We start from the raw sequence: 25,248 nt of genomic DNA, 5'->3' as shown, positions 1-25,248 counted from the left end.
AGATGCTTTTTCGTCGCGTTTTTTCGCTCTATTTCATACCCGACAAGGTCATGCCGCTGCCTATGATTGCCCACCATAGCCTCTTGCTGTTGCTTTCTGCGCTCGGATCGGTCGCTGGTCTTGTGCTGCTGATTGCCGTTGTGAAATTGAATCCGTTCCTATCTATTCTTTTAGCTTCGCTGGCGCTGGCACTGCTTACCGGCATGCCATTACAGAACGTGGTGCATTCTTTCGAAGCAGGATTAGGCGGCACGCTGGGTCACATTGCTGTAGTTGTGGCCCTCGGAACCATGCTCGGGAAAATGATGGCCGAATCCGGAGGCGCGGATCGCATTGCACACACGCTCATTCGCTTCTTTGGTGAGAAGCGTGTGCATTGGGCCATGATGACGATCGGCTTGATCATAGGGTTGCCTGCATTTTTTGAGGTGGGATTTGTCCTGGTGATCCCCATCGCCTATACGGTCGCGAAACGCACACGCACTTCGATGGTGTTGGTCGGTCTGCCTTTGGCCGCGGGACTCTCTGTCGTTCATGGCCTTGTACCGCCTCACCCGGCTGCGATGCTGGCCGTCACCATGTACCACGCCGATGTGGGGCACACCATCTTCTATGCACTGTTGATCGGACTACCTACCGCCGCCATTGCGGGCCCTGTCTTCGCCAAGCTGATTGCTCCTCATATACACCTTGCGCAAGAGAACCCCCTGGCCACGCAATTTCTTGAACGGAACCCTGATCGTGGTTTTCCCAGTTTCGGGATTTCGCTCTTCACGATCCTGCTACCGGTGCTGCTGATGCTAGCCGGTAGCGCCGCCGATGCTATCACGGCCCGTGGCAGCATGCTGAATAACGTGCTGCATCTTGCCGGGAATGATGATATTGCGTTGCTCGTAGGCGTACTGGTCAGCTTTGTCACCTTCGGACGGATGAGGGGATTCACCAAGGAAACGATCCTGCGCTTCAGCAATGAATGTCTGGCTCCGACAGCCACAATCACCTTATTGGTGGGCGCAGGAGGAGGCTTCGGGCGAGTGCTGCAAGACAGTGGCGTCGCACTTGCGATCATCTCTGTCGCTCTGCACCTTCACGTGCCTCTATTGCTATTGGCCTGGCTGCTGGCAGCGCTGATGCGACTTGCCGTTGGCTCTGCCACGGTTGCAATGAGCACGGCGGCTGGCATAGTTGCTCCAATTGCACTCCATACTCACGGAGCGAACCCCGCATTGCTTGCCATTGCCACTGGAGCAGGGTCGTTGATTTTCTCACATGTAAATGACGGCGGATTCTGGCTGGTGAAAGAGTACTTCAACATGAGTGTTCCCGATACGCTCAAGACGTGGTCAGTCTGCGAAAGCATCATCTCTGTCTGCGCGCTGCTGTTGACCTTTGCGGTGTCTTTCGCAATCCGATAGCGTGCGCGGCATGAGCAAAGTTTCACAAAATTGAAAGGAGCATATCGAAGTGAATGAGAACAGCTCTCGAAGGCAATTCCTGAAGAGTGCGGCCACTGTGGCCGTTGCAGCGGCAGCGCATCGTGTGGCCGGGGCTACTGAACATATTTCCAAAAGTGGCAAGACATTTGCTTACGTGGGCACATACACAGGTGACCTCGGGAAACAAAAAAACGGCGAAGGAATTTATCGCTTTGAATTGGACCCTCACAACGGCGACCTGCTGCATGGCACATTGGTGGCCAGAACGCCTAGCCCTTCCTGGATAACGATCCATCCCTCAAAACGATATCTCTATGCGATCAACGAAGTAGAGAACTTTGAGGGCAACAATGGCTCAGTGAGTGCATTTGCCATTGATCGCGGTTCAGGCGCTCTGTGCTTGATCAACACCGTCAGCTCAGCAGGAGCTGGCCCCGCCTATATGAGCGTAGACGCAAGAGGAAAGTTTGCATTTGTTGCCAATTACATCGGCGGCAGCATAGCAGTGCTTCCGATTCGAGCAGATGGCTCACTTGGTTCGGCTGTATGCGTGCACCATGACACCGGCGCAATTGGCGCGCAACGCGCTACAAACGCACCTGCTGGCAGCTTTGCCATCAGCGGACACGACGCTCCGCATGCGCATATGATTCATGCCGACCCCAACAATCGGTTCGTACTCTCCACTGATCTGGGACAGGACCGCATCTACAGCTATCGACTGCAGGAGGAAACAGGCAAGCTGACGCCGGTTGCAGCAACGCCTTTTTTTAAGCTGCCTACCGGTGACGGACCGCGACACTTTGCATTTCACCCCAATAAGCGCTGGATGTACTCCATTCAGGAAGAAGCGTCTACCATCGCCTTCTTTCACTACGCCCCTGATTCTGGCATCCTCGACCGTCAGCAAATTATCTCCGCATTGCCTCGGGGTTTTGTGGGAACCAACTTCTCATCAGAGATTGCAATCTCCGCTCAAGGCAACGTCCTTTATGCGGCCAACCGGCTCCACAATACAATTTCAGTCTTTAAGATAGGCACTGACGGCAGGCTTGCATTTGCAGGAGAAAACTCCACGATGGGGGATTACCCGCGCAACTTCTGCATCGATCCGACGGGCCGATTTCTCTTCGCATGTAACCAACTCAGTGACAATATCGTGCGCTTCCATATTCACGAGAGCGATGGTTCACTGAAATTCTCTGGCAACTATACGGCGGTTCCAACGCCAGCTTGCATCACTTTTCTTAGCTGATAAAACACTTGATTTCACAATGCGAAGACTGGAAGAAACCTGGCCGAGACAGCAGCATCTATCCTGAGAGCGCTCGTCGATGCGCAAATTGAAGACACTGACCTAGCTCGAAAACATCTCACCCTTGGGAATCGATCCCAGGGTGAGATGCAGGTTATTGCGGATAGATGGAGCTTCGCAACACCAGCAACTCTATCGGCCGTCGAAGAGCTCATGGCTGCACAGCAAAATGATGAAGTTGCGGCCCAATGAGATTGGAGAACTTGTAGTTCTGCCGGCGGTCCATATCGATATTCCAGAACATCGCGCCCAGCAGATGCGGATAGCCGTACGAGTTGCTCAGCCGGTAGTGCGTGCCCACAGGCGCGTTGCCGGTCATGAGGTAGCGCATGGCATCACTGACCACCGATGGCTGCGCATAGCCAACGAGAAAGCCGATCACCACCTTACTTGCAGGAAGGGGTGGAAACCACTGCGCACGATTGCCACCGACATAGAATCCGTGTAGCAGGAGATCAGCTAATGCCGCGTGATAATCGACCGTGTGCGACTGATAGATTTCCCCGTCCAATGCTTCCATTGGTGGCGTGTTGTAGTCCTGAATATCGACGAAAGAAAGATCTTTGCGGAGCGCATAGATGATCGGAAGCTCTGACCCGAACTGGCCGCCGTAGGTGTCATACCCCGCGGGCACCTGTGATCCCTCAGGCACGATACTGAGGAGAAACTTGGGGCCGAAATGAGCTTTGATCTGGCGCATGGCAGCGATCAAATGCACGATGGATGGGGTGGTCGGATGGCGGAAGTCTGTATCACCGGGAGCGAGGTCGAGCGATGGACTTTCAAAATCAAGATCAATTCCACGGAATCCGTATTTCGCGACAAGATGCTCGACGCTCTGTACGAATACTGGAACCTGTGCGGATTGATCGAGCTTGAAGAATTCTCCGCCTCCGCCGAGTGAGAGCATGACAGTCTTGCCCTGCTGCTGCAGCGATGCCACGTCTGACTTGAATTGCCGGGAAGAAATGCCTTGTGGAAGCGTGAAGCGCAACGCTCCTTCTGGACCACCGGAAACGGGTGCTGCAAAGGCGACGATGATGTTGTCCCACTGTGGTGAAACATCATGCAGAGGAAACAACGCACCTGTGCTGTCTTCACCGGTCCAGTAGCCAATCAGTTGATGCTCATGACGCATCTTGCCTATTGGCTTCGGGATGATCTGCGATGTTGCGACCAGGGTGCCGGGAGAAACCTGCGTAGCGCTCTGGCAGGATTGAGCTGATGCTGCCAAAATCTGAGCGTCAGGGAAGCTGTGCTGTCTTCTGAACGATTTGGAGGACGCGCCATACCAGAAAGGAAGAGCAACATTTTGCAAGTGATACATGCGAGCTGCCGTGCTGGCAAAGTAGGGCTTTGAGAAGGGAAAATTATTTTTCAGATTAACGTCTGTTGGCTCGAGCAGAAAATAGTCCGAGCCAATGCCTGTGCCGGAGCAACGGCCGGTGACGGGATTCTTCCACGCCGCAAAATGATTTCCAGGTGCGTGCGCATAGTCGCCGTGAAAGAGTGAATTATGCTCCGGATCAAGCACGAACTCAGCCAACTGCTGCGTCAGGGGTTGAACGTCCTGCTCTTTCACAATTGCAGGCGCAGCGTGCAGATATGTGCCCAATACAAATGAATCTCCGGTTGCAGGGTCAATGCCATGAGCGCCCCACGAACAGCAGATGGTTGCATCGCTCCACGTGTAATAGGCTGCATTCGGCGTCACAATGAGGAAGAGCTTTCCTTTTTCAGAAGGCAACTGCGCAAAGATTCTTCTCTCTAGATATTCAACATCGAGAATCGCCATCTTGCCGCCGGTTCGGCCATCACTCAGCAGATAACCGGCCCTTGGGGGAATCGTGATATGCAAAGGATGAACCGCCGGAGAACCCAGAAGCGTGTGCCATCCGGCAGCATGATGCACGGCGCTCCGCAACAGGGCATCCGCGTACTGCGTGTGCTCTGAATCAGAAAACCCGAAGCGGGCAAAGACGGGAGAATGCAGGACCGCAGGCACAGCCGACAGAGAAGATAAGGTAGCTGGCCGCCCATTTGCCGGGTTGGCAACAAAAGATAGTGTCACCGGCACCAAGACAGTCGGAATGACAGTCGTCTTCGACTGCGATGGAGAACGTCCTAATAGCGTGACGCTCCCATGATGATCGGCCACGGTGAAATGCGGCAGGGTACTCTGTGCTAACGCAGCAGCAACGAAAAACAGAACAAGCGAGAGCAGACTGCCAAGTCTCATCACAACTATCTCCTTGTGGCGCCCGATGCCAAGTGCGTTAAGGCTATTCGCATGCGCCTTCAAAGTATAGTTCGATCTCTTCGCATATTCTGTCTTTCATCTCAGACAGGAAGAATGCGGCTGTGACGGAATGTCGATCTTGCTTGCCGTCAAACGGAATTATTGCGGATCAATTCGCAAATGATAGGCCAGACCATAATGCAGGGACCGAAAACAGAAGCGGGCTGACAGATGATAAACGCTGCCGACCCGCTGATGGTTTATCGCAGTACTTTGCGTTAAGGGATGAGACCTCAATGTGCGGCGGCTGCAGCATGCTTTCCTGACGCTGCTTCCACCAGCATCTGCATTGGCTTCATGATGTCAAAGCGCGTCAGGTCTATCGGTTCCGCCGCCTGCTTGAGAAGCGCAACTTGGGCTGCTTCCCAGCCCGGAGGCGGGGTCTTGCCTGTTCCCAGATAGCCGATGGCCTGCAATCCCATGCTACCCATTTGCCCCAACTGCACTGATCGAATCTGCGCGGGGGCCAGGCGGGGAGAATGGCGCATCTGCTCAGATACCCGGTCTTGTTGGGTGACCCAGGTCTCCATCAGCATGCGCAACCGCTGATTCTGCTTGCTGTTCGCATCCGGATGGTCCAGATATCTCTGGACGAGCTGCTCAAAGTCATGACGGAAGGGCGGATCCGGTCTGAGAGCATCCACCAGATGATCGAGTGGTGTCTGCTGTGTGACATTATGCTGCAGGGTGTATTGATCCCGTTGATCGAAGGTTGCAGGTTCGAGCGTGGCAGCAAGCACCTTTAATTGTGTAATTTTCTGAGTGCCGGCAAGTTGCCTCAGGCTTGCATCTTCCTGTGAAATCTGTGTAAGACCCAACGCCTCTATCCGTAATGATTCCACCCTGAGGCGGCGGTACATGTCATTCACATTGTTCACGCTCTGCGCGGACCACAGACGCTCCGCTATCGCGGCTGTGATCGGCCATACGCGCGAGTCGATGATGTTCGAATTGACGTACTCGCCCCACATGCAAGCCTCACCGCCGAGAATGCGCTTGCGCTGTTCAGGTGTGAGCGTGCTGCTGGACGGGATGGGATCAACGGCATAGTGCTCCGCGGCCGTTTGCATGCTGTCAAGGTAGTAACCGGAGGAGAGAATACCGGTGTATCCCTTGCGCGCGGCAGAGGCCAGCGAATCGTAACCACGCCAGGACTGAATCATGACATCCGTGGGCAGTCCAGGAGCGAGCACCTCATCCCAGCCAATCATGTGCTTGTGATACTTCTGCAGAATCTTCAGCAGTCTCCGATTGAAGTAGGCCTGCAAGGCGGCAGTGCCCTTCAAATTGTGGGCACGCATGAATGCCTGGATACGAGGATTGTGCTTCCACTCCACGCCATTATTTTCATCGCCGCCAATGTGCATGTACGGGTCAGGAAAGATGCTCGCCATTTCTGCGATGAATTTGTCGAGGAACACATAGGTGCTCGCGCGTGTCGGGTCCATGACGGGGTCAAAGACTCCAAAGTGGCGCTCGATATGGAATGGGCCAGAAGCGCTCGCGAGATTCGGATAACCCACGAACCATGAGCTGGTATGCCCGGGCATATCAAACTCGGGAACCACACGAATGCCTCGCGCCCGAGCGTAAGCCACGATTTCCCGAGCCTGCGCCTGGGTATAGAAGTCCCCGTCAGAACCGCGTTGGGTCAGCAGGGGAAAGGCTTTGCTCTGGATACGGAAGCCCTGGTCGTCGCTCAAGTGCCAGTGGAAGACATTCATCTTTACCGCCGCCATGGCGTCGAGTGTGCGCTTGATAACCGGAATCGGTTCGAAGTGGCGGCTGCAATCCAGCATTAGTCCGCGCCAGGGAAAGCGTGGGGAATCGTGAATGGTAACGGCGGGAAGAAAATATTGCGTGTCTGTGTGCTGCACCAATTGAAGCAGCGTCTGCAGACCATGCATCGCGCCCACATCAGTGGCAGCCTGCAGATGCACGCTTTGCGAGGTCACAGTCAGAGAATAGGATTCGTTCTCATCGACCGATTGCACTTTTTCACCGGGGCCATCCACACTAATCGAAAAGACAGGATGGCTTACCTCGGATGCCGACTGAACATCGACAGGAATCAGGACGCCAGTTTCCTGTTTCAATTGCGACATGGCGCGCTCAATAGCATGATCGAGGCGAGGATCGTGAAATTTGCCGGTCGTCGCGGCAAACTGAGGTGTGAGCACCAAATAGCCCTTCCCTGCCTGCAGTGAAGACGGCTCTGGCATGAGGGTGTTATGAAATGTGAACGTAGAATGCGAACTCTGTGCTTCACATAAAGCGGAAGAGGAGACCAGCATGCAGCCCAGCAAAATGGACTGAAGCATTTTCACAGTAACGCGCGCACAGTGCCTGCACCTCAAGTCTTTTAACAACACGCTCATCCAGCCTCCCTTTTATTGCTCCGAATCACCTTATCATTTGCACCTGTCCGCACCCGATTTCATGAAGAGCAATACCTCAACATTGGCATCACACTTTGCGGCAGAGGTACCTGTAGTTCTTCTTCCTCGCACAAGACGGCCTAAGAACTAAATCCGTGCTTTCTTTTGACGCCACATTTATACATGGAAGAAGACCGCATATTCAATCGTTTCAATATGAGCTTTTCTAAACTACGATAGAATTTTGGCACGAGGTACATCGGGTCTTTATGGCCCCATAATTCTTCGATGCCGTGCCAGCCAATCACTACGGGAGCAACGATGACGACCACGGAAGCACGCACGTTTGCCCATGCCATGCTGCGGGAAATCTATGAACAGCCTGAGGCGCTGAGGGCAACCCTGGCTCACAACCTCGACGGCAACCAGCTCAAGAGCTCAATTTTTCAGAATGCACTCGAAGCCTTTCGTGGCCGGGAGCGACTGGTCATTGCAGCCAGCGGCTCAAGCCGCCATGCCGGCCTCGCGGCTGAAATCATGTTTGAAGATATGGCTGGACTTGCAGTTGACGTCGAATATGCCAGCGAATACTGCTATCGCTCGACACACACGCTGCAGGACCCCTGCGTGCTGGTGATTTCGCAGTCGGGCGAAACTGCCGACACGCTCGCAGCTTTGCGTGAAGCGAGAGCACGGGAACTGGCCACTGTGGCGATTACCAACTATGCCGAATCGACCATGGCGAGCGAGGCGGATGCTTCCCTGCCGACCTGGGCTGGCAAAGAGAAGGCAATTCCCGCAACCAAGAGCTTTACCACGCAGCTTGCGACACTTTATCTGCTCACACTCGCGGTTGCGCGGCTTCGCGGCCGTATGACGACGCAGGCCGTCTCTGGGCGTTGCGAGCAGCTGGCCGCAATCATACCGGCGCTGGAAGCTGCGCTGCCCGCGTGGGAAGCCAAGGCCAAGGAGCTAGCCGGCCAATTCAGTTCTGCCAAGACGCTGCTTTACCTCGGGCGTGGCATTCATTATGCCATTGCGAGAGAAGGCGCGTTGAAGCTGAAAGAGTCTGCGTATGTGCAGGCGGAAGGATATCCGGCGGGCGAGTTGAAGCACGGGCCCAATGCGCTCGTGAGTCAGGAGGCACCGCTGGTGATTCTGGCGACGGTCGATCGTGAGGATCCTGACTCGATTTTGCGCTATGAGAAAACCTTGCAGCTGATGCGCGATATGCAGGCGCAGAACGCGCAGATGGTTGCACTGGTAACGGAAGGCGATACAGCGATTGCTGAGATTACGCCTCACACCTTTGCGATTCCCGCCACGAGTGAATATCTTTTGCCCCTGCTGGAGGTGATTCCACTTCAGTTGCTGGCCTACTTCAGCGCGATTTTGCGAGGCATTGACGTCGACAACCCGCGGAACCTGGTGAAAGCCGTCGTACAAGAATAGGAATCGGCAGAAGATGATGCCCCGGATGAGACCATATCCGGGGCATCTCTATTGAACAGCCCTCTTGGGAAGACACGATCTCATCGCGTTTCAAACATAGATAGATCGATGGACTTTGCCATGGCCTGATAGCCAGCATCGTTGGGGTGGAGATGATCTCCGCTGTCGTAAGCAGCGAGCATTCTCTCTGGGTGCTTAGGACCGCGCACCGCCTTGTCGAAGTCAATGACACCATCAAAGGCACCGCTGGTGCGAACCCAGTGATTGATGGCTTCCCTTTTGGCCTCTCCTTCTGTGCTGTAGTAATCAGCACCCTGATACGGCGTCAATGTGCAGCCGAACACCAGGATGCCGTGCGCATGCGCGCGAAGGATGATCTGCCTGAGTCCGGCAATCAACTGCTGCGCTGTGACTTCCTGATCTCCGTGACCGCCGACGGCGTGAGGGAAGCCCAGGTCATTGATGCTTTCGAGAACGGTCAGATACCTGACGCCGTCCTGCGCAAAAACATCACGGTCAAGACGCGCGAGAGCATTCACACCATAGAGCTTTGCATCGTGGAGGACACGATTGCCTCCGATACCCTCGTTGACCACCGCCAGATGAGACGTTGCAGCGTTTGCCTGAAGGCGTGCAGCGAACTGGCTGGGCCACTGCATATTCTTGTCGAGCGAAGAATGGAATCCATCGGTGATAGAGTCGCCAAAGGCTACGACGGCATGCGACTGGCTGGAGGCTTCCACATCTACGCCAGCTAACCAGAAATAAGAACTGGCGGTCCACTTGGTGGGGAAGACTTCTGATGCCGTGAAATTGCCGCTACCGGAGATATAGGTAGTATGCAGCCCGAGGAAATGCTTCGTTGCCGGCTCCGTGCGGCCGGGCACATAGATGCTAACCACGAGATTGGCAAGAGCCGGAACATGCAGCTCCACCGGGTCGCTGACCTCGAGCGCGCCGGGGGGAATCACTACCGAAGACAAACCGGAAAATGTGAGAGGGTGGTCGGAACTAGAGACTATCTTTGCGCCTCCTGCAGAAAGCGCCACGTGTGCCGCGCCGATTTTCAGTGAACGGTGACCGAAGGCATTCGATATTTGCACAAGGATGCGACTTCCACCAAGGCTGGTGTGAACAATCATGCGCACAGTCTGATTTTGAAATTCATCTTGCCAGTTGCCAGCCTGAGGCGCTGCTCCCCAAGTGGCAACCCAATGCGGCCTGGTGACCACCTGAGCAGAAGCCGGAGATTTCACCGCCAACATGAAGGCGAGCAGCGCCAGCGCCGACGTGACGTAGCGAATCACTCTATTCATTGCTCTTCCCCTTATAGGCCGAGAGTGGGACCCGGCCGAACCAGGTACCTTCAAAACCGGAGCGGTTGTCGCCCCAGACCGCATAGAGATATTTCTTATCCAACGTCATGGATGAGAGATCATTGCCAAGCAGAAAATTGCACCGGTCAGGGTTGCACGGCGGAGAGATGGCATGACTGATACGGACGGTGTGGAAGGTATTCGCATTGTCCAGTGAGGCGGATGACCACATATCAAAACTGCCGCCGGGATATATTGCCTGCCAGATTAATCCCAGATCGCCGCTGGACGAATATTTCATGGCAAGATGACCAAACTTCGCTCCTGGAGGCAATTGCGCAGCAAGGACCGGATGCTGCCAGGATTTACCGGAGTCATTGGTGAGAGAGATAAAGATCTGGCTGCCGGCCTGCCGCGCTACGGCGTAGCGTCCCTGCTTCATCGGGTCTGCCGCGATCATGACACCCGCGGCCAGGCCAAAAGCCCGCGGAGTTCCTTTGGCATTTGTGGCGGCTGGCAGAGGCGGAATCAGGCTGTAGCGGAGAGATTTGCCATCGTTCTGACTGATGCCCAGCACGGCGCAGGGGCAGTTGGCATGCATCGAAGCAGGGACAGACTGGGCGTTATAGGCGATGACCAGATGACCGAATGCGGCAGTGAATCCATAGATTCCAACAAAGCCTGGGTAATTGCTTTCATCGAGCGGATAGATATCGCCCCACGTGTGACCACCGTCGTGAGAAGCGCGAATGAACGTAACAAACCGGATATCATTTGCAGGTGGAAGGCCATCGTAACCCTTCCCCGGAAGTTTTGGGTTTACTTCCGGTCTTGGAACTGTCTTTGGATCGACCGTGTAAACAAAGCCGATGGAGCTTACATAGATTGTTCCCGTGGACGCATCCTGCACAAATACTGGCCGATCCACTGGAGAGGCCTGCTCAAAAACAGGATGCACGGTGGGATAAAGCGAAGGATGCCCTTCCGGATGCACCCATACCGGCTGACTCCAGGTCGCACCCTTATCAGTGGACCAGGCAATGGCTGAACCGCCGTGATAGAAGCGCGCTTCCCCATCGGGAGCGTATCCATCGGCATAATCTGCCGCTCCTGGATTCAGATAGGCGAGGCATCCATAGTAGAGCGTGCCATTGGCACCTGCCCCGGCGAAGGAATCGCTGCAGCGATTCTTCTTCAAGGTACTTCGGAAGGCATCCTGGCCGAACTTCCAGGTTTTACCGCCGTCTCGCGTGACGGCAGTGTCTGTAAGGGAGCCATTCGGCACAGACAATTCCTTAATTCGTAACTGTGTCCATGGAGAATTCCAGGTTCGCTTGGCGGGCATCGGCATGGGCGGCTCTCCTGATGGAAGCCGGTTCAGAGTTGCCATGGCAACGACGAGGATGTTGTCTGGATCTTTAGGATTGACGACTACCCACGGCTCGCCGGCTCCCCGATTGGGAGTGCCGAGCAAAAGATACTCCTGCGAAAGCGGAGCGCTCTTTGCCGAACTCTGTACATTGCTTGCAGCCGCTTGAGCGGGAGTGGCAGCCCAGCCCTGTGCGCTGCACAGCAGAAACGCACAGCAGCAGGCGAAGGAGAATACTCTAAGAAATCGTTGTCGCTGATTCATTCGTAATCCTTTCCATCTGAAATTTGCAGTGTGGCGCACGCTGACACGCACTGCTCGTCGCTATTTGTGAGAAGCATCGCCCTCGAGCAGGTCGATCTTGAAGCGCGCTTGAATCTGCTCAAGCGTTGCGCCTTTGGTCTCAGGCCACAGCCAGAGAACCAGAACAAACTGCAGAGCCATCATGGCGGCGAAGCCATAAAAGGGCATGGCATGCGAGCGCGCCGCGACGAGCGGGAAGAACCAGGCAATCAGCGCATTCGTGATCCAGTTTGCCGAAGCGCCCAAACTCTGCCCTTTGGCACGCACCTTGTTGGGGAAGATCTCGCTGATATAGACCCAGACGACCGCGCCCTGCGAGATCGCAAAGAAAATGATGTAGCCAACCAGGAGCCACAGCAGCCATGCCGATCGCGCCCCGGACTGAAAGAGCCATCCCACGCCGCCGAGACAGAAGATCATTCCCACTGCGCCGACGAGCAGAAGTTTTTTGCGCCCCACCTTGTCGATGATCGACATGGCGAAGAGTGTCGCGACCAAGTTGGTGAAGCCGATGATGACGGCCTGTCCGCTGCTGGACATCTGGTTGAATCCGGCAGAGGCAAAGATAGAGTTGAGGTAGTAAAGAATGGCGTTGATGCCGGCGAGTTGATTGAACATTCCGGTCGCCACGGCGAGAAATATGGGGAACAGGTATTTCCTTTGCAGAATCGCTTCCCGCTTCTGGGAGCGGTCACGATGCACGGAACGTACAATTTCGTTCAGTTCGGCCTCTGTGTCTGGCGTGCCAATCATGGCGAGCACTTCGCGCGCTTCTTCGACACGGTTTTGTGTGACCAGCCAGCGCGAGCTGCGCGGTATTCCATAGAGCAGTATGAGGAACAACAAAGCAGGTAGGGCAGGAATACCCAACTGCCAGTGCCACTCCGCATTGCCGAGATGAAATTGTGCGACGCAGAAGTTGGAGAAGTAGGCGATGAGGATGCCGGTCACAACCATGACTTGGAAGAGGCCCACCATTCGCCCGCGCCATTTGGCCGGCGACATTTCCGCGATGTAAACCGGGCCAAGTACGGATGATCCGCCTATGCCCAGCCCGCCGATGAAGCGGAAGACGAGCAGTGCATCCCAGTTCCAGGCAAAAGCGCAGCCTAACGAGGAGATGAGATAGAGCGCTGCCATCACGCGCAATGCGCCACGCCCTCCAAGACGCTCGCCGAGTTCGCCAGAACTGAGTGCGCCGATGGCAGTGCCCCAGAGCGCGACGGAGACCGTGACCCCGAGCCAGAATGGCGTAAGCGAAAATGTATGGGTGAGTGATCTCGTTGATCCGGCGATCACCGCCGTATCAAAGCCAAAGAGCAGCCCACCCAATGCACCGACCAGAGTGCTCTTCACCAGAATTCGATTCATACGCATCGTGAGAAATTTCGCTCGCTTGTATGTGTGTTGAGGTGATCGCTATTTTGCTGCAGCGGTGTCCTGCCGCCTGTCTTATCCAGTAGTTAGCCTGTTCGGCGAAATTGCCTTGAGATGCCAAAGCCGGAAGCTATTGAGAATTTGCCCTGCAGCTTGCAGGTGTACATAAATGCCCGGCGCATCTTCACCGGCATAGTAGAAGCGCTTGGTGTATACCGCTTTACCAGACAAGAGAATCTCTGCCACGGAACCATCGACATAAATGTGCAACTGCAAAAGATTGTCGCGGTCCCATGCGATGGGCACTGCTTTCTTGTCTGCAAAGATTTGCCGCGACGACGGATCATAGGCAATTTCCACAATGGGCTGGGACTGCTGCTTGTGCGGAAACTTTGCAATCAGTGAGAAGCTAAAGGCTCGATGATCGCAATTCAGTTGAGCCAAGATTTCCCCGGTTGCACGTGGGAGAAAGAGCCCCGCGAGTTGCGATTGTATCTTTTGAGAAGGATCGAGGCGATGTTCGCGCGTGCGGAGGCTGTGCACGGCTGGGCTGAAGGCGACGCCGAGGCCGCCATCCGGCTGCATGCGCAACACGCGAGGCAGAGACATCATGCCAGCCCAGCCCGCCGCACTGTACTCAGCAGCGGGACGCTGCTCTGGAATCCATCCCCAGAGGATGCGGTTCCCCTGTTGATCCAATTGCGTCTTGGCGGCATAAAAGGCGCCGTAGTCGAGAATGCCGGTCTTCTCGGGGTGGAAGCGCATTGCTTCCTTATCTAACGTGCCCGTCTGCCAATGCACGCCTCCGCGAGAGGAGTAGATCAGCACGTGCTTCTCCCCGAGCGGAAAGAAGTCGGGACACTCCCACATGTCACCGTTGGCAACAGGATTGATTGCGCCTTTCGCGGACTGCTCGCCGCTCACCAGCTTATGCAGATATTGCCAATGTCTGAGGTCGCGCGAGCGATAAAGCAACACGTCCCCGCCGGTGTGCGCATTGCCTGAACCTACGGCGAGATACCACCACTCTCCGCTGCGCCACGGCGACGGGTCGCGAAAGCCGGTAATCGACAGGCCGGGAGGTGGAGCGGCGATCACAGGCGCAGCAAGCTTTTTCCATGTTTTGAGGTCCGGGTCAATTGAAGTTGCAAGACACTGACTCTCGCGGAATATGTGCTGGCCATCATTGAGTGTGGCATTAGCCAGAGTGCTGTTGACTACGCCGGTGTATAAAACCGTGACCACTCCGTTATCGACCACCGCTGTGCCCGAGAAGCAGCCAGCCGCGTCGGGACCGCCTGGAGTAGGCGCAAGGGCTATCGGAAGATGCCGCCAGTGAACCATATCGGGGCTGACGGCGTGAGCCCAATGCATATCTCCCCACACCGCGGCGTCAGGGTTGTACTGGAAGAACATATGGTACTGGCCTTTCCAGTAGATGGGGCCGTTAGGATCGTTCATCCAATTGCGCTGGGGCAAGAGATGGAATTGCGGGCGCCTCGGGTCAAGAGCCAGTCTCGCCTCGAGATCTGCGATGGCGGTGTTGCGTGGCCTGTTGATGGCCCAGTCGGCTTGCCCCAGAGCGATCGCACCCGCAAGACCTGCAGCGGTTCTGAACAATTCGCGGCGATTCATTCTGGTTTCTCCCCGTCAAAGTTTTGATGTGTTCGCTGCCCTGAAGCAGACGCGATTGTTGATCTTTCTTGCAAGTGCCGCTTTCGTCTGCGAATACCGCAGTAAAAAGAAGTGCGAAGCTGATGCCGAATTGCATCAGCTTCGCCGGAAGAAAGACATGCAACTACTTCAAAAGGTGATGCGCCCCTCAAACTGAGCGGTGCGGGGAAGATTGATCTGAGAAGTGACTTCACCAAAGCCAGGGATGCCAGCCTCGCTATTGGGAAGTCCAAATTGAGGATGGTTGAAGAGGTTGAAGACCTCGGCTGAGAACTTGAACTTTGCATTCTTCGGCAGGTCAAAGTACTTGCTGAAGACCGTGTCAAAGTTTGCCTGCCTGTCCCCGCGAATTGTAGGATCGACACGCTGCTCATTGCCGAATGCGAATTCTCCTGGCTGCGTGAAGCATGCCGTGTTGAACCACTCATTGGCGCGCTGTGAGCTATGAGCAGAGCCGGGAGCGCTCTTGTTGCATCCCGCCACATAATCTGGCCGGATGATTCCAGATTGCCCCGGACCAAAGGGAGCCGTTCCTCCACCAAACTGGCTGAGGATGTTGGGAGGCGCGGTGAATGCGATGGGCGTACCACTGCGGAAGATCGTGATGCCGTTGATGCGCCATCCCCCGATGATGCTGTTGACGAGCCGCCCTGCATTGGCAAGGTAGAGCTGGCCGCGGCCAAAGGGGAGATCTACACCGTAATCGATCACGAGATTGTTCGTGATGTCTTGCATGCTCAGGGATTTTTCGACCTTAAGGTTGTAGTTGTCCTGCGGCAAGCCCTGCGCGCCCTGACCGTCAAGGAATGAGCTGGTATTGTCGGTGTCGCTCAACAGCTTGCTGTAGGTGTAAGCAACCTGCACGATTCCGTCATGCCTCATGTGCAGGGTGTACTGCATTTGCAATGCGTTATAGGTTGATGAGCCGTAGCGTGCATTCTGCTGCAGCATGCCATCAGGATATTGCGGGTGCGGCTCGAGCAGGTAGCCTTGCTGCACCGTCTGCCCACCCACGACTGACGTAGAAGGCAGGATGCCGTAGAAGGGATTTTGCACCTGCTTGAGAAGCTGGGTGCCGAGCGAATCATATTGGTCAGGCAACTGATTCCGGTTGTAGCCGGGGCCGGTGTAGGCACTTGCAATGACGAGATGCGTTCCCTTGGCTCCGGCGTAGGCAATGGTGAGGCTGCTGTTGGTCCCCAGTGCGCGTTGCACAGCGGCATTCCACTGCTGCGTGTATGCGTAGGGAACATTGGGAAGACCGGCCCACAGACCTGAACCTAATAGCGAATCGAGAGCTGCCTGCGTGTGTCCACCGGGCTTCACGAATCCATTGGGCAGTGGGTTATCGACTGTAGCGATCAGCGGCTGGCCCACCGTATTGGTATAGGTCGTATTGGCGCGGTTGATGGGGCTGAGTTGTGGACCATCCTGGGTGATGTCCGGCGGCAAATAAGAGATTCCGTATCCGAGGCGGAAGACGGTTTGCGGCGTGATCTGATAAGCGAGCCCGAGTCGCGGCGCAAAGAGTTTCCAGTGAAGCAGTTCATCGCGACCATGCGGGTATTCGGCGCTATTTTCAAGAGCCGCCCTGCCCGTAAGAGGCTGAGACTGGCCATTCACGGGATTCTGAATGGAATTGAGATTGCCGATCGTCACGGCCGCATCGGGCTGCAATACGGCATCGAGGCTATTCTCCTCAGAGAATGCACCGGGCTGACTCCAACGCAGGCCGGCCGTGATGGTCAGCTTTTTGGACGCTTGATACGTATCCATTGCATAGAAGGAATAGCTGTGAATGAAGGCATGTTCCGTATTGCCATAAGAAGCGACCGTACTCGATGGAATGCCGAGGAGGAAGGAAGCCAGAGCATTGCCCGTGGTCTGGTCAGAGCTGGAAGATGCGGTGAAAAACGGAGTCGCATTGAGCCCGTAGGTCCAATATCCGTAGGCTTCCCAAAGCAACTGACGCCAGTCCGCACCGATCTTGATGGTGTGACGGTTCAGAATCTTGGTCAGGCTGCCGTTCAGCTCCCATGCATTGTTGTTCCAATACAGGGTGCTCTGCGCAGCCCCTACTCCATAGCCCTGAATGCCCAGCGCGGGAAGAATGCCCTGGCTCGCGTTTTGACTTTCCTGCTGTATGTTGCCGTATGTCGGGCTGATGGTTGACATGTCGAAGCCGTGGCTCAGGATGTACTGGAAGTTGTAGTTCTCCAGGTACCCGAAATGCACATCTGCAATGGTTGTGGGATTGAACACATGATTCTCGCCCACTTCGGCTTCCTGCGTGTAGTTCCCTGTTGGGCCGAGTCCGGTCTTGGTGCCGAAAGGATCGCTGGAACCATTGTGGGGATTCCAGAAGACATAGCGAGCGAACAGTGAATCCTGTGAAGTCGGGGCAATGTCTACGCGAGCGTTGTACTGCGTCTGGTAGCCCTCGGTGGGAGCAGAAGCAACGAAGTTGGTGGTGAAGGGCTTTTGAACTACGTGCGATTCATCGGGAGTTTCAAGCTGAAGGATCTTCAGCGCTATGGGGTCGATGCGGTTTTGCGGAATAACATTGCCAGGGAATGGCTGGCCGGTATTTGGATCGTAGATGGTCTGAGGGTCGCTCGAGAAATCCCCCTGCAACTCAGCAGTGGTGGGCACCGTGGCCGTGGAGGGATGCGAGGAAAGCAGCGATTCATGCTCCCACGAGAAAAAGAAGAAGGCCTTATTCTTGACGATAGGACCGCCCAGGTTGGCGCCGTACTGGTTCTGATGCAAAGGCGTTTTACCGAGCCCGTCGTGGTTGCTGAACCAGTCATTGGCATCGAGAGCAGTATTGCGGAAGTACTCGTAAAGATTGCCGTGGAACTGGTTTGTACCGCTTTTGGTTACAATCTGCACGACGCCGCCGCCGTAACCGCCAAATTCAGGACTTACGTTATTCGTGGAAACACGAAACTCCTGCACGGCGTCCTGCGTGGGCACGAGCGGATTCACGTTGTTCTCGGCGATGTTCTGCTCCATGCCGTCGATGTAGAAGATGCTCTGACCGCTGAAGCCACCGCCAATCTGGTAGTTGTTATAGGCGATTGCCTGCGTCTGCCCATCTCCCTGATTGGACATGGTGCTGCCTTGCGTGCCACCGCCCGGCACAACACCAGGCACAAAGTCGAGTAGATTATTCACGTTGCGACCATTCAGAGGGGCTTCTAGAACTTGCTGGCCCTGAACGACGCCGCCCAGCGATGCGCTTTGCGTCTGCAATCCCGCTTGCGAGGCGGTCACCGTCACGGTCTGGCTGATGTTGCCCACGCTCAAAACCACATTGGCCTGCGTAGCGCCGCCTACCTGCACATTGATTCCACTCTGGGTGACCGACTTGAACCCTGATTTAGAAACGGTAACCTGATAGGTGTCTGGGATCAGGTTAACGAAGCTGAAATTGCCGGCCGTACCGGTCATTGCGCTCTGGGTGGCACCAGTCTGCACATTTTTGAGCACAACCCGCGCGCCAGGAACAATCGCCCCTGTGCTGTCGGTGACCGTGCCCACCACTCCGCCATAGCTCATCTGCGCCCTCACGGGTTGAGCACACAGAAAAGCTGCCAGCAAAATGGCGAGCGCCAAAGCCATTCGCGTGCCTTGCGAACCCCGTCGCGCCGGGGTAGCTGCTGGTATTGCCGGCGTGCCCACAGCCGCCGTCTTGCCGCGCCGCCTGGCTGTGACCAGATTGACCAGTCCAATGATTCGTCGATTCATACTGCCTCCTGAGATTGGCAGGACTCGTTGTAGTGATATGAATTGACAACTGTCAATCAGGATGTGATTCAATCGGCCACAAAGTTGTATATGCATTTAGGCAGACGCACGACAACGCCTTGGCATCGTGAATGGCCCACCAGCGGCTGAACGTCTCAGTGGCGAGAGGATGAAGAATCGCCGAAAAGGGTGATCAGTTCCCTCTTGGGGCTCCGCATGACTGACGCACGACCAGACGGCAATTCAGAAGAATCTCACGCGCGGGAAAATCAGGATTTTCAAGCCGGCTCAGCATGGTGGACATAGCGATTCTGCCAATGTCGATGCAGGGCTGATGCTGCGTGGTGAGGGGGACCGCCAGAAGGCTGGCGTACTTCACGTCGTCCACGCCGACGATACGGATGTCTTCAGGCACGCGGCGGCCGAGGCGGGAGAGGCTCTGCATCAGGCTGGCTGCGGTGTGGTCATTGGCACAAAGAAAAGCGTCTGGCTTCTGAACATTCAACACCTTTTGAATGAGGTCGCTGTCGCCAGGGTCACCACGAACGACGACCTCCTGTGCGCGCATGCCGGCAGTATTCAGCGCCTCGCGATAGCCTGCGATGCGGGCATCAACGGTCGAGGCCGCGAGCGCCTTGCCTAAAAATGCAATGCGGCGCGCGCCTGCTGAAAGCAAATGCGCCGTGGCGGCATAGGCTGTGCGCCGGTTATCGATGCCAACCAGATCGTATTGACTGCGCCGCGGATAGGGTTCCACGCAGCGATCGAGCAAGACCACGGGGATGCCTGCCTTGTGGAGCGCGGCCATGATGCGCCGGTTAACCTCGTCTTTTTTGGGGGTGAGCTCAAGGGGCGCAAAGAAGACGCCCGAAGCCTGCTGCGTAATGTATTGCTGGCAAAGCTCTTCGGCGACCTGTTCCTTAGGGTGCCCGTCACCTACAGAGTTGCCCCAGAGCAGCGAATGAGGGGTGGTCCCCTGATAGCTGGCCATGCCCTGGCAGATCGGCTCAAAGATCTCCGTTTGCCCCAGCTCTGGAATCAACAACCCGAACAGCCGGCTGGTCTGGCTGGTCCGGGGGCTGACGTAAGTGCCCGACCCGACGCGGCGCGTAACCAGGCCCGCTTGTTGCAACTCCTTGATGGCCTTGACGATAGTCATGCGCGAGACGCCGAAGCGGCGGACAAGGTCAGTTTCACTCGGAAGCCGGCTGCCGGGCCGGTATTCGCCAGAAAGCACGCTCTCGCGAAGACTATCGGCGATCAGGCGGTACTTCGGTTCATCGGACGAGAGCTCTTCCATCACCTTCTTCGTCTTCATGATTCTCTCCAGCGGCTTGTTCATGGTCGATTTGCGGCTCCTGAATCTCTTCTAAGGGTTCTCTGCTCGCCTCTTCATCCTGGCAGAGTAAAGGTAGACAGGTAAAGCATAATTGCTATATCAGTTTATAGTCAGGAATGTAGTCACTTATTTGCGTGGCGAACATTGGAAAGGAACGGCTCGTGTCGATTCTCTGCGTGGGTGAGATTCTCTGGGATCGCTTTCAGGATGGCGCGGAGGCTTTGGCCGGGGCTCCTTTAAACGTGGCGGCAGCTCTCAAGCGGCTGGGAGACCAGCCCACTCTGATCAGCGCATTTGGCGCGGACGAAGACGGACAGCGGGCTTTGCAACAACTAGGAGAGTCGGGATTCACCACACAATTCATGAGTAAGGTGGAAGCTGCTCGAACTGGGACTGCCGAAATTCAGCTGGATGCTCGGGGAAATCCTTCATACACGATAGCGAGACCTGCAGCTTTTGATTATCTGAGTGTAGCGGACCAGGATCTGGAGCAGCTTGCGGCGCTCGCACCGCAATGGCTGTATTTTGGCACGCTCGCACAAACTTCTTCGCAGAATGAAATGCTGCTTCATCGGCTGAAAGATCGCTTCCCTCGCATTGCATGCTTTTACGACTTGAACTTGAGGCCCAACCATTGGGATTTCTCGCTGGTGGACAACCTGACCAAACTGGCAACTATTCTGAAGCTGAATCGGGACGAAGCCGAATTGCTATTCCACATGCATAGCAGCGAACCGTTTTCACTGGAGCTGTTTTGTATCGAGTGGTCTCGCAGATACGCCTTGGCCTGCATCTGCATTACGTTGGGCAGCGAAGGTTGCGCTGTTTTCTCAGAAGGCACGCTGCGGACTTACCCCGGATTTCCAGCAACTGTTGTCGATACGGTGGGAGCAGGTGATGCATTTGCGGCTGGATTTCTGCACGGGCTGCAATCCGGTTGGGCCATCGATCAGATAACGCGGTTTTCAAATGCTCTGGGAGCGATTGTCGCCAGCCGCGCTACGGCTATTCCCGATTGGTCAATTGAGGACGTCCAGAAGCTACTGGCTTAGATGACAGGAAAGTATTTCCCTTCTTTCTGGCCGATGGTCTGAGGCCACCGGCCAGAAAGAACAAGCATGCAGCGTAAACACCGGGATCAATTCGTCACGACAAATTTTGCATGCATGGTTGCCGTGGAGTCGTCCCCAACCCACACATCATAGGTAGAAGGATCGTAGGTCCAGCGATGAAGCGCCTGGCTCCAGTATTGGAGCTGCTCTTTTCCCAGGGTGAATTGTAGGGTTTTGGTCTGGCCCGGTTGTAGTGTGATTCGCTCGAAGCCCTTCAGCTCCCGCACAGGCCTGGAAGCATTCCCATACTCCTGATGGATGTAGAGTTGCGCCACTTCATCCCCGGCAAGCTTTCCCGTATTTGTCACATCGACAGATACATGTACGTCTTCCTTCTTGCTGACGCTGCTTTTGTCTATTTGCAAATGAGAAAAAGCAAATGCTGTATAGCTGAGCCCGTAGCCAAAAGGATAGAGCGGTGTGCTGGCTTCGTCCCAATAGCGCCGCGCCTGATTCTGCGGTTCGTGCGTCAGGTTGTGCGCGTAAGGGATCGGCACCTGCCCCACATCACGCGGCCAATCAAAGGGCAACTTGCCGCCCGGCACACTTTTGCCGAGCAACAGATTTGCCACAGCGTTGCCGCCCTGCGAGCCCGGGTACCACACATCGAGAATAGCGGGGACATGCAGGGCTGCCCATTTGATGTTCAACGGACGCCCATTCATCAGCACCAGGACGAGCGGCTTGCCTGTGGCCGCAACGCTTTGCAGCAACTGCTCCTGATCGCCGGGCAGTTTAAGCGAATCGCTCGAAGCGGCCTCTCCACTCATATTCTGATGCTCGCCCAGCACCATCACAACAAGATCAGATTTCCGTGCAAGATCGATCGCTTGTTGCATCTGTTGGCGTGCTTGCGCGGGCGTCCACACGGGCGGCTTTTTCCCGCGATCCAGCGCGTCAAACATGGAGGGAAACTTGCGGTGCATCTGAGCGCCAGGTGCATAGGTGATTTTTGCGGACGCGCCGAAGGCATTGCGCAGACCCTGCAAGACCGTGACGGTCTCGCTGAGGTTTTCGTCGAAGGTCCACGGCCCAAGCGTGTCTCGTTGAGAATCTGCCAGCGGACCAATGACGGCGATATTGTGATATCTGGTCTTGTTGAGCGGTAGAAGTCCGCCTTCATTGCGCAGAAGAACCGCGGAACGCTCGGCGGCGATGCGCGCGGCGGTGCGATGGGCGGGGTCATCGAGAATGCGCTGGGAACGAGCCACATCCACATAGGGATGCTCGAATAAGCCGAGGCGCATTTTCATCTCAAGGATGGGACGGACGGCATCATCCAATTGCTGACCGGTGATCACGCCCTGTTGCAGTGCTTTCGAAAGTTCCGAATCATACGCTGTCTGCCCGATGGCCATCTCCATATTGACGCCGGCCTTGAAGGCGCGCACTGCAGCGTCTTCCTGATCTTGTGCGAACCCATGAGTTTGCAGATTCCTGACCGCGTTGGCGTCGCTCACCACGTAGCCGTCGAACTTCCAGTCTCTGCGCAACACATCCTGCAGGAGCCACTGATTTCCGGTCGCCGGAACATCGTTCAGATCCATATAGGCGCTCATCAGCGTTGCTACGCCTGCCTTCACTGCCGCATGAAAAGGCGGGAGGTAAACGTTCCAGAGCTGCGAGTCAGATATATAGGAGGCATCGTAGTCGCGGCCGCCTTCCGCGGCTCCATAGCCGGCGAAGTGCTTGGCGCAGGCCAGAATGTGGTTGGGCGCGCCGGGATAGGCCCCTTGAAAACCGCGCACCTGCGCAGCGGCCATGGCCGCACCAAGATAAGGATCAGAGCCTGCCCCCTCGACCATTCTTCCCCAGCGAGGGTCGCGAGCGATGTCCACCATGGGTGCAAATGCCCAGTCGATACCCACCGAACGTGCCTCCATAGCCGCGATGGATTGATCGCGGGAGACCATAACAGGGTCCCACGACGCGGCTTGCGCCAACGGCACCGGGAATATGGTGCGCAAGCCATGAATGACATCAAAGCCGAAGATGAGAGGAATGTGATGCGGAGAATCCTGCACCGCAATCTTCTGCATTCGGTTGATGGTTGCCGGATCGGTAATAAACAGCAGCGACCCCACCTCGCCTTTGGCAATCTGCGTTTCAATCGAAGGGCCGGAGTCAAAGCCGGGAATCTTCACGTTGGGTCCGAAATAAAAGAGCTGGCTAAGCTGGCCGATTTTCTCCTGCGTAGACATCTCGGCGAGCAGATGATCTGCCCTTTGTTTGACAGCGGCGCTGCTGTTGCCAGGCGCCTGGGCATGCGCAGAAAACGTGATACCCGAAAGGCCCAGCATCAAGGAGATGGCAAAGCACAAGCTTGCACGGAGTCGCACGAAAACCTCTTTCTGCATCGCACTCCTGGTTCTATGAAGAACGCAGAGTGGAACATCTGCGCATCAAAAAGTGGCGCACCATAGCGCGCCACTTTCTGATTGCATGTGTTGAACCTACTGCTTACCGGCGTGGGCGTGATTTGCGACCTGTTCGGTCAGGTTGAGACGTTCCTCGGCGGGATCACGCTTCGCGACCGGGCCGTTCTCGGTGAAGTCCATGAGAACATCTTTGCTCGACGAGTATCCTGGCCAATCCGGAAGACTCGCGCCGTTGGGGTTGCCGGTCTTTGCGAAGTTGGCCCAATACGTGTTCATCGCTTCGCTCATCTTTTCATCCTGTGCGGTCGCCGCCGCCCCATACTTGGCCTTGACTGTGTCAAAGACAAAGGGAATCTCGGTTGCATGCGGAGCGCCGGGCCACTTGCTGCGCATGGAACTCGCCACGTAGCCGAAGCGGTACTCCCATGCGGGAACTCCCTGCGAGGAAAGTGTTGCAGCCACGAAACGCGCCGGTTCTCTCATCATGGCGTCGGCACCGACTTGCATGCCGAGCAAGAAGAAATTGGATGAAGCGGTTGCCCCATATGCCTTCTTTGCCTCGTTGGCATTTGCGCCAAAAGGAGCAAAAAGCTGTTGCACATTGTGAGCGTGAGTAAAGCCGATATCGAGAGTGTTTGCGCCGATCACAAAAGGCACATGCTGGTATTTGCCTTCTTTGTAGAGCGTTTCCGGCTGGCCGACGACGATTTTACCGTCAAGAATTGGACCGGAATAAGTGGTCGCGGCCCTTTGCATGCTGGCCATATTCAGACCATCGACGATATCTTTTGCCGGCAGCGCGCGCAGCTTTTTGAGTGCAGCGGCTCCGTCGCCCTCAATGCCCATGCTCCGCGCGAAATTTACACCAATCTGTTCGGCTGAGGGCTGACCGTTCATGCCCTGGGTCAGGCCGGTTGCGCCCAGCATTGTGCGGCCGCCACCGGACTCCACCATGGCTCGCTCAAAGAGGCCCTTGGCCAGAGGAGAGGTCATCAGCATGTGTACTGAAAATCCTCCGGCAGACTCACCGAACACCGTTACCTCATGCGGATTGCCGCCGAAGGCCGCGATGTTCCGCTGTACCCATTTGAGTGCCGCAATCTGATCCATATAGCCATAGTTGCCGAGCAGGCCGGTCTTGCTCTCTTTGGTCAGTTCGGGAAAGGCAAAGAAGCCGAAGCGTCCAAGGCGATAGTTGAAACTGACGAAGACAATGCCCTTGCGCGCAAAATGCTTGCCGCTGTAGACGGCGGGCGAACTGCCGCCGTTGACCCAACCACCTCCGTAAATCCACACCATGACGGGCAGCGGAGCCTTGCCATGATGGGCAGGAACCCAGACGTTCGCAACCAGGCAGTCTTCAGAAGGCGTGGTTCCGAGCGGAGCAGCATCGCTAGGAAATGGAAGTTGCATGCAGTCATGACCGTACTGCGTCGCCTGGCGAATGCCTTTCCAGTGGGCCGCGGGCTGGGGAGGTTCCCAGCGGAGTTTGCCCACGGGCGGGGCGGCGTAGGGGATTCCCTTATAGGCTGTCACACCGTTTTGCGTGGAGCCCTGCAACTTGCCTGTATCAATCGTGACGACACTCTGCGCGGTAGCAACCGCTGCAAGCGCCACTGCCTGGCACAAAATGAACGCTGAAAGTGCTTTGCGCAATGCTTCTCTCCTTAGTTCCATTTCAAAACGCTCGCCCTGGTCCGGGTTACACTTCACACATCTTGCCAGGCGCTTCTTTCATTCCGATCGGTAA

The 25,248-nt window shown here is 55.9% G+C and carries 15 protein-coding genes; 5 read left to right on the top strand and 10 right to left on the bottom strand.

All coding sequences use genetic code 11. From position 1 onward, the window contains the following. Positions 1-2 precede the first annotated feature (2 nt). Positions 3-1,415 carry a GntT/GntP/DsdX family permease gene (locus ACP_RS00160; RefSeq protein ID WP_238525599.1) on the top strand — a complete coding sequence of 471 codons (1,413 nt, stop codon included), beginning with the start codon at positions 3-5 and terminating at the stop codon, positions 1,413-1,415. A gap of 49 nt (positions 1,416-1,464) precedes the next feature. Beyond that, positions 1,465-2,691 carry a lactonase family protein gene (locus ACP_RS00155; protein WP_012680442.1) on the top strand — a complete coding sequence of 409 codons (1,227 nt, stop codon included), beginning with the start codon at positions 1,465-1,467 and terminating at the stop codon, positions 2,689-2,691. 211 nt (positions 2,692-2,902) lie between these two features. Here ACP_RS00155 and ACP_RS00150 read toward each other — a convergent pair whose 3' ends face one another. Both ACP_RS00150 and ACP_RS00145 read right to left on the bottom strand, forming a co-directional pair. After that, positions 2,903-5,053: a glycosyl hydrolase family 18 protein gene (locus tag ACP_RS00150; protein WP_238525598.1), complete on the bottom strand. Its 2,151-nt coding sequence runs from the start codon at positions 5,051-5,053 to the stop codon at positions 2,903-2,905. A gap of 230 nt (positions 5,054-5,283) precedes the next feature. Further along, positions 5,284-7,344: a beta-N-acetylhexosaminidase gene (locus ACP_RS00145; protein ID WP_012680440.1), complete on the bottom strand. Its 2,061-nt coding sequence runs from the start codon at positions 7,342-7,344 to the stop codon at positions 5,284-5,286. A gap of 405 nt (positions 7,345-7,749) precedes the next feature. Here ACP_RS00145 and ACP_RS00140 point away from each other — a divergent pair, with 405 nt between their 5' ends. Beyond that, on the top strand, positions 7,750-8,880 hold the full coding sequence (locus tag ACP_RS00140) for an SIS domain-containing protein (protein ID WP_012680439.1): 1,131 nt from the start codon (positions 7,750-7,752) through the stop codon (positions 8,878-8,880). Positions 8,881-8,960: 80 nt separating this feature from the next. On the opposite strand, the gene ACP_RS00135 is transcribed toward ACP_RS00140, so the two are convergent. The 4 genes from ACP_RS00135 to ACP_RS17030 form a co-directional block, all read right to left on the bottom strand. Then, positions 8,961-10,196, bottom strand: a complete 1,236-nt coding sequence (locus ACP_RS00135; RefSeq protein ID WP_012680438.1) for an SGNH/GDSL hydrolase family protein — start codon at positions 10,194-10,196, stop codon at positions 8,961-8,963. After that, entirely contained in the window at positions 10,189-11,829 is a 1,641-nt protein-coding gene (locus ACP_RS00130) for a sialidase family protein (RefSeq protein WP_169305875.1), read from the bottom strand. The genes ACP_RS00135 and ACP_RS00130 overlap by 8 nt, the downstream gene beginning before the upstream one ends. A gap of 60 nt (positions 11,830-11,889) precedes the next feature. Next, entirely contained in the window at positions 11,890-13,245 is a 1,356-nt protein-coding gene (locus ACP_RS00125) for a sugar porter family MFS transporter (protein ID WP_012680436.1), read from the bottom strand. Between the two features lie 75 nt (positions 13,246-13,320). Then, positions 13,321-14,724: a glycoside hydrolase family 32 protein gene (locus ACP_RS17030; protein WP_169305874.1), complete on the bottom strand. Its 1,404-nt coding sequence runs from the start codon at positions 14,722-14,724 to the stop codon at positions 13,321-13,323. Between the two features lie 55 nt (positions 14,725-14,779). Here ACP_RS17030 and ACP_RS18195 point away from each other — a divergent pair, with 55 nt between their 5' ends. Beyond that, positions 14,780-15,076, top strand: a complete 297-nt coding sequence (locus ACP_RS18195; RefSeq protein WP_169305873.1) for a hypothetical protein — start codon at positions 14,780-14,782, stop codon at positions 15,074-15,076. Here ACP_RS18195 and ACP_RS00115 read toward each other — a convergent pair. Beyond that, entirely contained in the window at positions 15,049-18,669 is a 3,621-nt protein-coding gene (locus tag ACP_RS00115) for a TonB-dependent receptor (protein WP_012680434.1), read from the bottom strand. The genes ACP_RS18195 and ACP_RS00115 overlap by 28 nt on opposite strands. 193 nt (positions 18,670-18,862) lie before the next feature. Continuing rightward, positions 18,863-19,987, bottom strand: coding sequence for a substrate-binding domain-containing protein (locus tag ACP_RS00110; protein ID WP_238525597.1), 1,125 nt, complete (start codon positions 19,985-19,987; stop codon positions 18,863-18,865). Positions 19,988-20,142: 155 nt separating this feature from the next. Between ACP_RS00110 and ACP_RS00105 the strand changes: the two genes are divergently transcribed. After that, positions 20,143-21,060: a carbohydrate kinase family protein gene (locus tag ACP_RS00105; protein ID WP_041839116.1), complete on the top strand. Its 918-nt coding sequence runs from the start codon at positions 20,143-20,145 to the stop codon at positions 21,058-21,060. A gap of 86 nt (positions 21,061-21,146) precedes the next feature. Here ACP_RS00105 and bglX read toward each other — a convergent pair whose 3' ends face one another. Together bglX and ACP_RS00095 are read right to left on the bottom strand one after the other, a co-directional pair. Then, entirely contained in the window at positions 21,147-23,420 is a 2,274-nt protein-coding gene (gene bglX / locus ACP_RS00100; RefSeq protein ID WP_238525713.1) for a beta-glucosidase BglX, read from the bottom strand. A gap of 153 nt (positions 23,421-23,573) precedes the next feature. Beyond that, positions 23,574-25,154, bottom strand: a complete 1,581-nt coding sequence (locus ACP_RS00095; protein WP_202944482.1) for a carboxylesterase/lipase family protein — start codon at positions 25,152-25,154, stop codon at positions 23,574-23,576. Between the last annotated feature and the right edge of the window lie 94 nt (positions 25,155-25,248).

This window comes from Acidobacterium capsulatum ATCC 51196 (assembly GCF_000022565.1).
GTDB lineage: Bacteria > Acidobacteriota > Terriglobia > Terriglobales > Acidobacteriaceae > Acidobacterium > Acidobacterium capsulatum.
This window is presented reverse-complemented; position numbering and strand designations above follow the sequence as displayed.